The organism is Micromonospora sp. NPDC002389, assembly GCF_040296095.1.
Classification (GTDB): Bacteria; Actinomycetota; Actinomycetes; order Mycobacteriales; family Micromonosporaceae; genus Micromonospora.
Genome location: NZ_JBEOWP010000015.1, coordinates 1 through 11,332 on the forward strand (window position 1 = coordinate 1; position 11,332 = coordinate 11,332).

Consider the following 11,332-nt stretch of genomic DNA (forward strand, 5'->3'; position numbering starts at 1 on the left):
AGCGACGTCGCCGCCGCCGTGGTCGTGGTCAGCCGCGACGACGACGCCCCGCTGACCGACGCCGACCGGGCCGCGATCACCAACGGCACCAGCGGCGGGGGTGCGCGGGGCGCACACTCAGGCGGTGCCCCAGCTGTAGGTCTGCTTGCGGAGTTTGAGGTAGACGAACGCCTCGGTGGAGAGCACTCCGGAGACCGCGCGCAGCCGTTGCAGGATCTCCAGCAGGTGCTCGTCGTTGCGGCAGACCACCTCGGCCAACAGGTCGAAGGAGCCGGCGGTGATCACCACGTAGTCGACCTCGTCGAGTTCGGCGAGCCGGTCCGCCACGCTCTCCAGGTCGCCGTCGGTGCGCAGCCCGATCATGGCCTGCCGGGGGAAGCCGAGCTGGAGCGGATCGGTCACCGCGACGATCTGCATCACCCCGGCGTCGAGCAGCCGTTGTACGCGTTGACGTACCGCTGCCTCGGAGAGCCCGACCGCCTTGCCGATGGTCGCGTACGGGCGGCGGCCGTCCTCCTGGAGTTGTTCGATGATCTGCTTGGCCACGTCGTCGAGCAGGACGTGGCTGGCGCCCTCCCGCACGCTGACCCGGCGTCCGCCGGTGGCGTTGTCCTGCTGCCGGTTCGTCATCGAGCGCTCCCCATGTCCATCACGGCGCTGAGCCTAACGCCACCGCGCAGTCTGGCGTAATTCGTCGTCCACGGCTATTGCGGCTACGGAATCCCTTGTGAGCGAGGTTTCCTCATGTCAGGATCAGTCGTCCATCGCCATTGACCCTCCCGTCGGCGCGCCCACCCCCGTCCCGCCGCCGACGATGACCTGTAGGAGTCGTCACATGCGAAACGCTTACCGGCCCCTCACCCGGCGTGGTCTGCTCACCGGCACCCTCGGCTCGGCCGCGCTGCTCGCGGCGGGTGGCACCCTCGCCGGTTGCGGCACCCCCGGCGCGCAGCAGACCGAGGCCGGTTGTGTCAGCGAGGACCTGTCCGGCACGGAGAAGACTCTCGCCTTCTCCAACTGGCCGCAATACATGGACGTCGACGACGACGACGCGTCGAAGCGCCCCAGCCTCGACAGTTTCGTCGGTGACTCCGGCATCCAGGTGACGTACACCGAGGACGTCAACGACAACAACGAGTTCTTCGGCAAGGTGCAGAACCAGCTCGCCGCCTGTCAGGGCACCGGGCGGGACGTCATGGTGCTCACCGACTGGATGGCCGCCCGGATGATCCGGCTCGGCTGGATCCAGAGGCTCGACAAGTCGAAGCTGCCCAACGTCGAGGCGAACCTGCTGCCGTCGCTGCGGAACCGCCCCTTCGACGTGGACAACCACCTCGCCGTCCCGTGGCAGTCGGGCCTGGCCGGGTTGGCGTACAACGGGCGGGTCACCAAGGAGATCCGGACCGTCGATGAGTTGCTCACCCGCCCCGACCTCAAGGGCAAGGTGACCGCGCTGACCGAGATGCGCGACACCGTGGGGCTGCTGCTGATGTCGAACGGTCACAACCCGGCCGACTTCACCGCCAACCAGTTCGACGACGCCCTGAACAAGCTCAAGAAGGCGGTCAGCTCCGGGCAGATCCGCCGGTTCACCGGCAACGACTACGCCCCCGACCTGGCCAAGGGCGACATCGCGGCGTGCATCGGGTGGTCCGGCGACATCATCCAGCTCGGCTTCGACGACGAGCAGATCAAGTTCGTGGTGCCGGACTCCGGAGTGACGCTCTGGTCGGACAACATGCTCGTGCCGAACAAGGCGACCCACAAGGGCAACGCCGAGGCCTTGATGAACCACTACTACGAACCGGCCATCGCCGCCCAGCTCGCCGCATACGTCAACTACATCTGTCCGGTGCAGGGCGCGCAGGAGGAGATGGAGAAGATCGACCCGGAGCTGGCCGCCAACCCGCTGATCTTCCCGGACGAGGCGATCCTCTCCAAGGCCCGCGTCTTCATGGCCTTGGACGAGCAGCAGGAGCGCGAGTACGAGACCAAGTTCCAGCAGGTTATCGGAGCGTGACGATGGCGCGGGACACTCCGGCCGGCGACCTGAGGCTGGCCAACCTCACCAAGACGTTCGGCCCGTTCACCGCCGTCGACGACCTGAGCCTGACCATTCCGCAGGGCTCGTTCTTCGCCCTGCTCGGCGCGTCCGGCTGCGGCAAGACCACCACGCTGCGGATGATCGCCGGGCTGGAGGAGCCGACCAGCGGGCAGGTGCTGCTCGGCGACCGGGACATCGCCCGGCTGCGCCCGTACAAGCGGCCGGTCAACACCGTGTTCCAGAGCTACGCTCTCTTCCCGCACCTGGACATCTTCGAGAACGTCGCCTTCGGCCTGCGGCGGCGCGGCATCCGCTCGGTCGACGGGCAGGTCCGCGAGATGCTGTCGCTGGTGCAGCTCGACGGGTACGAGCGGCGTCGCCCGGCCCAGCTCTCCGGTGGGCAGCAGCAACGGGTCGCGCTGGCCCGGGCACTGATCAACCACCCGCAGGTGCTGCTGCTGGACGAGCCGCTCGGCGCGCTCGACCTCAAGCTGCGCCGGCAGATGCAGATCGAGCTCAAGCGCATCCAGACCGAGGTCGGCATCACCTTCGTGCACGTCACCCACGACCAGGAGGAGGCCATGACGATGGCCGACACGGTCGCGGTGATGAACGCCGGGCGGATCGAGCAACTCGGCCCACCCGCCGAGATCTACGAGTTCCCGGCGACCGCGTTCGTGGCCAACTTCCTCGGCCAGTCCAACCTGATCGCGGGCGAGGTCGCCAGCACCGACGGCGACGACCTCCTGGTCACCGCGCACGGCGCGCGGTTCTCCGTGCCGTCGGCGCGGGCCCGCGCCGACCAGGGGCCGGTCTTCCTGGGCGTACGCCCCGAGAAACTGCACCTGGTCGGGGCCGCCGTGCAGGTGCCCGCCGGCAACCAGCACCTCGAAGGCACCATCACCGACGCCTCCTACGTCGGGGTGAGCACGCAGTACCTGCTGCGCACCGGCTGGGGCACCGAGCTGAGCGTCTTCGTCGCCAACAGCGGGGCGCAGCAGCGCTTCGCCGTCGGCGAGCGGGCCGTGGCGTACTGGGATCCGCAGCACGCCTTCCTGCTCGGTCGCCGCGCCGACGAGGAGGACCGGACCACTCCGGTTCTGGACGAGCCGGTCGGTGCGTCCTCATGAGCCAGCGAAGCGAGACCACGGCGTGAGCGCGCTGGCCCACGTACCCACCGGCTCCGGGCAGCCGGCGTCGCCGCCGCCGGCTGCCCGATCGGGGCGGTACCGCCTCCTGCCGTACCTGTTGCTGCTGCCGGGCGCGGCCTGGCTGCTCCTCTTCTTCGCCCTGCCGCTGGTGCAGCTCGCCGCCGCCAGCCTCTATGACCCGAACGGCACGCTCTCCACCGGGTACGCGATGACCTGGGCGTTCGGGAACTACCCGGTGGCGTTGCAGACGTACTGGCCGCAGTTCAGCCGCTCGTTCCTGTACGCGGGCATCGCCCTGGTGCTGGCGCTGCTGATGGGCTACCCGCTGGCGTACGCGATCGCGCAGAAGGCCGGCCGGTGGAAGAACCTGCTGCTGGTCTGCGTGATCGCCCCGATGTTCACCAGCTTCCTGGTGCGTACGTTGGCCTGGAAGACCATCCTGTCGGACAACGGCTGGTTGGTCGGGCTGCTGCGGGACGTGCACCTGCTCGGTCCGGACGGGCGGCTGCTGGCCACCCCGATCGCGGTGGTGCTCGGCCTGACGTACAACTTCCTGCCGTTCCTGGTGCTGCCGCTGTACGCGAGCCTGGAGCGGCTCGACTACCGGCTGCTGGAGGCGTCCAGCGACCTGTACGCCAGCCCGCTGAAGACGTTCCGGCGGGTCACCCTGCCGCTGTCGATGCCGGGCCTGATCGCCGGGACGCTGCTGTTCTTCATCCCGGCCACCGGCGACTACATCAACGCCGAACTGCTCGGCACGCCCAACCAGTACATGATCGGCAACGTCATCGACTCGGCGTTCCTGGTCCGGCTGGACTATCCCCAGGGCGCGGCGCTGTCGTTCCTGCTGATGTCGGCGATCCTCGCGGTGGTCTTCGTCTATCTGCGGCGGGCCGGTACCGAGGAGGTGCTGTGAAGATCTCCCGGTGGTTCGCCCAGCACTGGGTGATGGGCGTGGCCCTGCTGGTGCTCGGCTACCTGTTCCTGCCGATCGCGGTGGTGGGCGCGTTGTCGTTCAACCGCCCCTCCAACCGGCTCTCCTACGACTTCCACGAGTTCACGCTCGACAACTGGCGCAACCCGTGCGCCACCTCCGACATGTGCGACGCCGTGGTCCGCAGCGTGCAGATCGGCTTCATCGCCACCGTCGCGGCCACCGCGCTCGGCACGCTGATGGCGTTCGCGCTGGTCCGGCACCGGTTCCGGGGACGGTCCGGGCTCAACGTGCTGATCTTCCTGCCGATGGCCACGCCGGAGCTGGTGATGGGCACCTCGCTGCTGGCCCTCTTCGTCGCCGGTGCGGTGCCGCTGGGCTTCTGGACCATCGTCATCGCGCACGTGATGTTCTGCCTGTCGTTCGTGGTGGTGACGGTCAAGGCGCGGCTGGCCGGGATGGACCGGCGGCTGGAGGAGGCCGCGATGGACCTCTACGCCAGCGAGTGGCAGACGTTCCGCCGCATCACACTGCCGCTGGTGCTGCCCGGCATCGTGGCCGCCGCGCTGCTGGCGTTCTCGCTCAGCTTCGACGACTTCATCATCACCAACTTCAATTCCGGCACCACCGTCACGTTCCCGATGTACGTCTGGGGTGCCGCCCAGCGGGGCATCCCGCCGCAGGTCAACGTCATCGGCACCGCCATGTTCGCGATCGCGTTGCTGCTGGTGCTGGCCAGCATGCTGCGGGGGCGACGGGCCCGCCGGGCGGCGATCGCGGTGCCGGCTGTCCGGGCGACAAGCCGGTCATGACCGGGCCATCCGCCGGCCGGGCGCTGGCCGACGCGGTACGCGCGCCGTTCTGGCTCGACCGGCCGGAACGCCCCGACCCGTTGCCGCCGCTGCCCGGCCCGACCACCGCCGACCTGCTGGTGATCGGGGGCGGCTACAGCGGGTTGTGGGCCGCCCTGCTGGCCAAGCAGGCCGACCCGGCGCGGGACGTGCTGCTGGTGGAGGCGGGCACCTGCGGCTGGGCGGCCTCCGGGCGCAACGGCGGGTTCTGCGCCGCCTCGTTGACGCACGGGCTGGCCAACGGGGTGCAGCGGTTCCCGGACGAGATCGGGACGCTGGAGCGGCTCGGCCGGGAGAACCTGGACGCGATCGCCGCGACCGTGGCGGAGCACCGGATCGACTGCGACTTCGCGCGGACCGGCGAACTGTCGGTGGCGGTCGAGCCGTACCAGCTCGACGGGCTGGCCGCCGACGCTGCGCTGGCCGGGCGGTACGGGCACGACGTGAGCCTGCTCGACGCCGACGAGGTGCGCGCCGAGGTCGACTCGCCGACGTACCTGGGCGGACTGTGGGACCGTGACCGGGTGGCGATGCTCGACCCGGCGCGGTTGGCCTGGGGACTGCGCCGGGCCTGCGTGGACCTCGGCGTACGGGTGCACGAGCACACCCGGGTCACCGGCCTGTACCGGGACACCGGCGCGTTGCTGGCGCGCACCGTCGCCGCCGACGGCAGTCCCGGGGCGGTCCGTGCCGCCAAGGTGGTGCTGGCCACCAATGCGTTCCCGCCGCTGCTGCGCCGCCTGCGCACGTGGATCGTGCCGGTGTACGACTACGCGTTGACGACCGAGCCGTTGACGCCCGCGCAACGTGACGCCGTCGGCTGGCGCAATCGGCAGGGGCTGGCCGACACCGGCAACCAGTTCCACTACTACCGGCTCACCGACGACGGGCGGATCCTGTTCGGCGGCTACGACGCGGTCTACCACTACGGCAACCGGATGACGCCGGCACTGGAACAGCGCGACGCCACCTTCAGCGCCCTCGCCCGCCACTTCTTCACCACCTTCCCGCAGCTCGCCGACGTCCGGTTCAGCCACCGATGGGGCGGGGTGATCGACACCAGCACCCGGTTCTGCGCCTTCTTCGGCACGGCGTACTCGGGTCGGCTCGCGTACGCGGCCGGGTACACCGGGCTCGGCGTCGGGGCGACCCGGTTCGGTGCCCGGGTGATGCTCGACCTGCTCGACGGCGTGGACAGCCCGCTGACCCGGCTCGACCTGGTCCGCAGCCGTCCACTGCCGTTCCCGCCCGAACCGGCCCGCGCAGTCGGCATCGGGCTCACCCGCTGGTCCATGGCCCGGGCCGACGCCGCTCAGGGGCGGCGCAACCTGTGGCTCCGTACGCTCGATCGCTTCGGTCTGGGGTTCGACTCGTGATGCGTGTGCTGCTGATCGGGGCCGGAGGCGTCGGTTCCGCCGTCGTCGCCATCGCGGCCCGACGTGCCTTCTTCGACACCATGGTGGTCGCCGACCACGACGAGACCCGCGCCGCGCGGGCCGTCGCCGGACGGGACGCCCGCTTCGTCGCCGCCGGCGTCGACGCTGCCTCGGCCGAGGCGGTCGCGGCACTCTGCCGCGAACACCGGATCACCCACGTGCTCAACGCGGTCGACCCACGCTTCGTCATGCCGATCTTCGACGGTGCGTACGCGGCCGGCGCCGACTACCTCGACATGGCGATGTCGCTGTCCCGTCCGCACCCGACCCGTCCCCACCAGGAGACCGGCGTCATGCTCGGCGACGCGCAGTTCGCGGCGGCCGACCAGTGGACGGCGGCCGGGCGGCTGGCGCTGTGCGGCATCGGTGTCGAACCCGGCCTCTCCGACGTCTTCGCCCGCTACGCCGCTGACGAGCTGTTCCGCGAGATCGACGAGATCGGGGTACGCGACGGGGCGAACCTGACCGTCGACGGCTACGACTTCGCCCCGTCGTTCTCCATCTGGACCACCATCGAGGAGTGCCTGAACCCGCCAGTGATCTGGGAGGCCGGCCGGGGCTGGTTCACCACCGAGCCGTTCAGCGAGCCGGAGGTGTTCGACTTCCCCGAGGGGATCGGGCCGGTCGAGTGCGTCAACGTGGAGCACGAGGAGGTGCTGCTGATCCCGCGCTGGGTCCGGGCGAAGCGGGTCACCTTCAAGTACGGCCTCGGCGCGGAGTTCATCGAGGTGCTCAAGACGCTGCACAAACTCGGTCTCGCCGCGACCGAGCCGGTGCGGGTGGGCCCGGTGTCGGTGTCGCCGCGTGACGTGGTGGCCGCCTGCCTGCCCGACCCGGCCACGCTCGGCGACCGGATGCGCGGCAAGACCTGCGCCGGCACGTACGTCACCGGCATCGGCACCGACGGTCAGCCGCGCCGGGTCTACCTCTATCACGTGGTCGACAACGAGTGGTCGATGCGCGAGTACGGCCACCAGGCGGTGGTCTGGCAGACCGCGGTGAACCCGGTCGTCGCCCTGGAGTTGCTGGCCGACGGCGTGTGGTCGGGCAGCGGGGTGCTCGGTCCGGAGGCGTTGCCGCCCAAGCCCTTCCTCGACCTGCTCACCGCGTACGGCTCGCCGTGGGGAATGGCGGAACGATGACCCGGTACGGCCCGATGTACGGCCCCGACGTGACGTTCCTCGGCGTACCGCCCTGCACGATCGAGGAGCCCGTCACGTACGCCGACGCCGACGTGGTGATCATCGGCGCGCCCTTCGACGGCGGCACCTCGCACCGCCCCGGCACCCGGTTCGGCCCGTCCGCCATCCGGCAGGCGTGCTACCTGCCGCACGACGGCTCCCGCCCGTCCCTGGCGCTGCGCGTCGACGCGCTGCGCGACATGTGCGTCTACGACGCCGGTGACGTCGAGATGTTCTCCGGCGACATCGAACGGTCGCTGTCCGCGCTGGAAACCGCCGTGTACGCGGTCGCCTCGGCCGGTGCGATCCCGGTGGTCCTCGGCGGCGACCACTCCATCGCCCTGCCCGACGCCACCGGGGTAGCCCGGCACCACGGGCTGGGCCGGGTGTCGCTGGTGCACTTCGACGCGCACGCCGACACCGGCGACATCGAGTTCGGCTCGCTGCACGGCCACGGCCAGCCGATGCGTCGACTGATCGAGTCCGGCGCGGTACGCGGCGACCGGTTCCTCCAGATCGGCCTGCGCGGCTACTGGCCGGGCCCCTCGACCCTGTCCTGGATGGCCGAGCAGCGGATGCGCTCGTACGAGATGACCGAGATCGTGGCCCGTGGCCTGGACGACTGCCTCACCGAGGCGTTCGGCATCGCGACCGACGAGTGCGAGGGCGTCTTCCTCTCCGTCGACGTGGACGTGGTCGACCCGGGCATGGCCCCCGGCACCGGCACTCCCGAACCGGGCGGCTTCACCAGTCGACAACTGCTCGACGCGGTCCGTCGGGTCTGCTACGAACTCCCCGTCGTCGGGGTGGACGTGGTCGAGGTCGCCCCGCCGTACGACCACGCCGACATCACCGCGTACCTCGGCAACCGGGTCGTGCTGGAGGCGCTGTCGGCCATCGCCCGCCGCCGTCGCGACGCCGCCGGCGGCCCACCCTGGAACCCCACCCAACCCCTCCTCGACCGCCGCTGACCCGCGACGGCACCTTGCTGGGTTTAGCTCGGGCTATAGTTCTGCCATGGGTTCTGGTCGCCGCCGTTGGCAGGTCCGAGTCACGGGAGAGGTCCGCCGGTGGCTCCAGGATCTCCGTCGGGACGACTCGGATACCTACGAACGTGTCCGGGTGGCCGTGGACATGTTGGCGGAGATCGGGCCGGGGTTGGGGCGCCCCCTCGTTGACACGCTTCGGGGGAGCAGCGTCAGCAATCTGAAGGAGTTGCGACCGAGGTCGGGTCGGGATGTCGCCATTCGTGTGCTGTTCGTCTTCGATCCATGGTCGCAGGCGGTGCTTCTGGTCGCCGGTAACAAGGCGCACAACTGGACGCAGTGGTACAAGGAGAACATCCCGTTGGCCGAGCTGGCCTACAAGGCGTGGCTCGACAGCGAGTACGAGCGTAGGGGGGAATCGTGACCGAGTTCCACGACTGGGACGAGGTGCGTGCGGAGCTCGGCGGTGACGACGCCGCCCACGACGAGGAGCGTGCCAGGACCGAGGCGTGGGTGAGCGCCTATCACCTCGCTGAGGAACGCAAGCGGCTCGGGCTCACGCAGCGAGAGGTGGCCGAGCTCATGGGAGTGACCCCAGGGCGGGTCAGCCAGATCGAGAACGGCGACCTCGACGTCAACGAGGTCGCCACGTTGAGTCGGTACGCCAACGCGCTCGGAGCCCGGCTTCGCATCATCTTCGACTACGGCAACGATCTTCGTCAGATCGCCTGAACAACCTTGGTGCCCGGTGGGCCCGTTCCGCAGCCGTAGTGGGGTCGTCCACTGGATCGCGCATGCCCTTGCGAGCGTGAGGTGGGTCACGTTCTGTCACGTGGTGGGGGTGGGGGCGGGACGTAAGTACTGATCAGGCGCGCGGGGGCGGTTGGCGCACGCCGCCGTTTGTAGTGGCGTCGTGGACGTGGAGTATTGCTGCGGCGGGCACTTACGAAACCCTTATCTTCCGCCTGCGAACGTATGCCCGGCAAACGACGGACCACGGGGGCGAAGAGCGTGCGGGTGTTGGTGGCGGACGACGAGCGGCTGCTGGCGGACATGGTCGCCGAGGGCCTCAGGCGGCTCTCGATGGCGGTGGACGTCTGCTACGACGGTGACGGCGCGTTGGAGCGGATCGGGGTCAACCGCTACGACGTGGCGGTGCTGGACCGGGACATGCCGGGCCACACCGGCGACGAGGTGTGCCGCAGTCTGGCCGGGTCCGGTTCCGGTACGCGGGTGCTGCTGCTCACCGCCGCCGCCGGCATCCGGGACCGGGTGGAGGGGCTCGGGCTCGGCGCCGACGACTATCTCACCAAGCCGTTCGCCTTCGCCGAGTTGGTCGCCCGGGTGCAGGCGCTCGGTCGGCGGTCCGCGCCGGCGGTGCCGCCGGTGCTGGAGCAGCACGGGGTGGCGCTGGACGTGGCGCGGCACTCGGTCACCCGGGACGGCCGGTCGGTCAGCCTGAGCCCGAAGGAGTTCGCCGTGCTGCATGTGCTGATGCGCGCGGACGGGCGGGTGGTCAGCTCGGAGGAGCTGCTGGAGCAGGCGTGGGACGAGTTCGCCGACCCGTTCACCAACACCGTCCGGGTCACCGTGATGACCTTGCGGAAGAAGCTCGGTACGCCTCAGGTCATCCACACCGTGCCCCGGGCCGGTTACCGGATCGGTGCCGCGTCGTGACCCCGCGTCGCAGGATCGTGCTGGTCGGCGTGGTCGCCCTGATCGCCGGGTACGCCCTGCCGGGGCTGACCGTGTCGGTGGTGAGCGAGCTGTGGTGGCGGGTCCGGGGGCTCTGTTCCAGCGGGCTGCCCGGCGGCGGGTTGGTGTGTGAGCCGGCGCGGGGCCTCACCGGTCTCGCGCTTCCGCTGCTGGGCCTGGTCGTGTTCCTGCTCGCGGTGGCGGCGATCTGGGCCGCTGCGGTCTGGTGCCTGCGTCCGGTCCGGGACCTCGCCGGTCCGATCTCGAACGTCGGGCCGCAGAACCTCGGCTACCGGATCCGGATGCGCGGCAACGACGAGGTGGCCCGGCTGGCCCGGTCGCTCGACGAGATGATGGAGCGCATCGCCGCCGGGTACGAGGGGCAGCGGCGGTTCGCCGCGAACGCCTCGCACGAGTTGCGTACGCCGTTGGCCGTGCAGCGCACGCTGATCGAGGTCGGGATGGCCCGCTCCCTCAGCGGCGAGCAGCTGGAGCTGGTGACTGGCCAACTGCTGGAGACCAACGAGCGTAACGAACGGCTGATCGAGGGACTCCTCGCGCTCAGCGAGAGCGACCAGGGGCTGCGGTCCCGCCTGCCGCAGCGCCTCGACGAGGTCGTCAAGGAGGTGCTGGCCGCGTACCAGGACCGGATCACCGAGGCCGAGGTGACCGTCAGCACCCACCTGGAGCCCCGGACCGTGATGGGTGAGCGGGTGCTGCTGGAACGCCTGGTCACCAACCTGATCGAGAACGCGATCAAGTACAACCACCGGGGCGGCGCGATCAGCGTCACGGTCGGCCGCAACCCGGCGCTGACCGTGGTCAACACCGGCCAGGTGGTGCCGGCCGAGGCGGTGTCCGGGCTCTTCGAGCCGTTCCGCCGGCTGGCCCGGGACCGCACCAACCAGAGCGGCGGTGCCGGTCTCGGCCTGGCCATCGCCCGCTCGATCACCCAGGCGCACGACGGGCTGATCGCCGCCCGCCCCGCCGAGTACGGCGGACTGCGGGTCGACGTCCAGCTACCCCACGCGCCCTGAGCCGACGAGACCGTCGT

At 70.3% G+C, this 11,332-nt stretch carries 12 protein-coding genes; 11 read left to right on the forward strand and 1 reads right to left on the reverse strand.

Going from position 1 to position 11,332, the window contains the following annotated elements:
* Positions 1-117: 117 nt before the first annotated feature.
* Positions 118-630: an Lrp/AsnC family transcriptional regulator gene (locus ABT008_RS24530; protein WP_350698794.1), complete on the reverse strand. Its 513-nt coding sequence runs from the start codon at positions 628-630 to the stop codon at positions 118-120.
* A 205-nt stretch (positions 631-835) separates the two neighbouring features.
* Between ABT008_RS24530 and ABT008_RS24535 the strand changes: the two genes are divergently transcribed.
* The 11 genes from ABT008_RS24535 to ABT008_RS24585 all read left to right on the forward strand — a co-directional run bounded on the left by ABT008_RS24535 (position 836) and on the right by ABT008_RS24585 (position 11,315).
* Positions 836-2,020 (forward strand): polyamine ABC transporter substrate-binding protein, encoded by a 1,185-nt coding sequence (locus tag ABT008_RS24535; RefSeq protein ID WP_350698796.1) that lies wholly within the window; start codon positions 836-838, stop codon positions 2,018-2,020.
* A gap of 2 nt (positions 2,021-2,022) precedes the next feature.
* On the forward strand, positions 2,023-3,174 hold the full coding sequence (locus ABT008_RS24540; RefSeq protein WP_350698969.1) for an ABC transporter ATP-binding protein: 1,152 nt from the start codon (positions 2,023-2,025) through the stop codon (positions 3,172-3,174).
* Positions 3,175-3,196: 22 nt separating this feature from the next.
* The gene (locus ABT008_RS24545) at positions 3,197-4,111 is read left to right on the forward strand and encodes an ABC transporter permease (RefSeq protein WP_350698798.1); all 915 of its coding nucleotides are present in this window, start codon (positions 3,197-3,199) and stop codon (positions 4,109-4,111) included.
* Positions 4,108-4,941 (forward strand): ABC transporter permease, encoded by an 834-nt coding sequence (locus ABT008_RS24550; protein WP_350698800.1) that lies wholly within the window; start codon positions 4,108-4,110, stop codon positions 4,939-4,941. Before ABT008_RS24545 ends, ABT008_RS24550 begins: the two co-directional genes overlap by 4 nt.
* A complete protein-coding gene (locus ABT008_RS24555) occupies positions 4,938-6,356 on the forward strand; it encodes an NAD(P)/FAD-dependent oxidoreductase (RefSeq protein WP_350698802.1) in 1,419 nt (472 codons plus the stop codon). Before ABT008_RS24550 ends, ABT008_RS24555 begins: the two co-directional genes overlap by 4 nt.
* The gene (locus ABT008_RS24560; protein ID WP_350698971.1) at positions 6,356-7,558 is read left to right on the forward strand and encodes a saccharopine dehydrogenase family protein; all 1,203 of its coding nucleotides are present in this window, start codon (positions 6,356-6,358) and stop codon (positions 7,556-7,558) included. Before ABT008_RS24555 ends, ABT008_RS24560 begins: the two co-directional genes overlap by 1 nt.
* Entirely contained in the window at positions 7,555-8,568 is a 1,014-nt protein-coding gene (gene speB, locus ABT008_RS24565; protein ID WP_350698804.1) for an agmatinase, read from the forward strand. Before ABT008_RS24560 ends, speB begins: the two co-directional genes overlap by 4 nt.
* 46 nt (positions 8,569-8,614) lie before the next feature.
* A complete protein-coding gene (locus ABT008_RS24570) occupies positions 8,615-9,007 on the forward strand; it encodes a type II toxin-antitoxin system RelE/ParE family toxin (RefSeq protein WP_350698805.1) in 393 nt (130 codons plus the stop codon).
* Positions 9,004-9,315 (forward strand): helix-turn-helix domain-containing protein, encoded by a 312-nt coding sequence (locus ABT008_RS24575; protein WP_350698807.1) that lies wholly within the window; start codon positions 9,004-9,006, stop codon positions 9,313-9,315. The genes ABT008_RS24570 and ABT008_RS24575 overlap by 4 nt, the downstream gene beginning before the upstream one ends.
* A 279-nt stretch (positions 9,316-9,594) precedes the next feature.
* Positions 9,595-10,260 carry a response regulator transcription factor gene (locus tag ABT008_RS24580; RefSeq protein ID WP_350698808.1) on the forward strand — a complete coding sequence of 222 codons (666 nt, stop codon included), beginning with the start codon at positions 9,595-9,597 and terminating at the stop codon, positions 10,258-10,260.
* Positions 10,257-11,315: a sensor histidine kinase gene (locus ABT008_RS24585; protein WP_350698810.1), complete on the forward strand. Its 1,059-nt coding sequence runs from the start codon at positions 10,257-10,259 to the stop codon at positions 11,313-11,315. The genes ABT008_RS24580 and ABT008_RS24585 overlap by 4 nt, the downstream gene beginning before the upstream one ends.
* Positions 11,316-11,332: the final 17 nt, after the last annotated feature.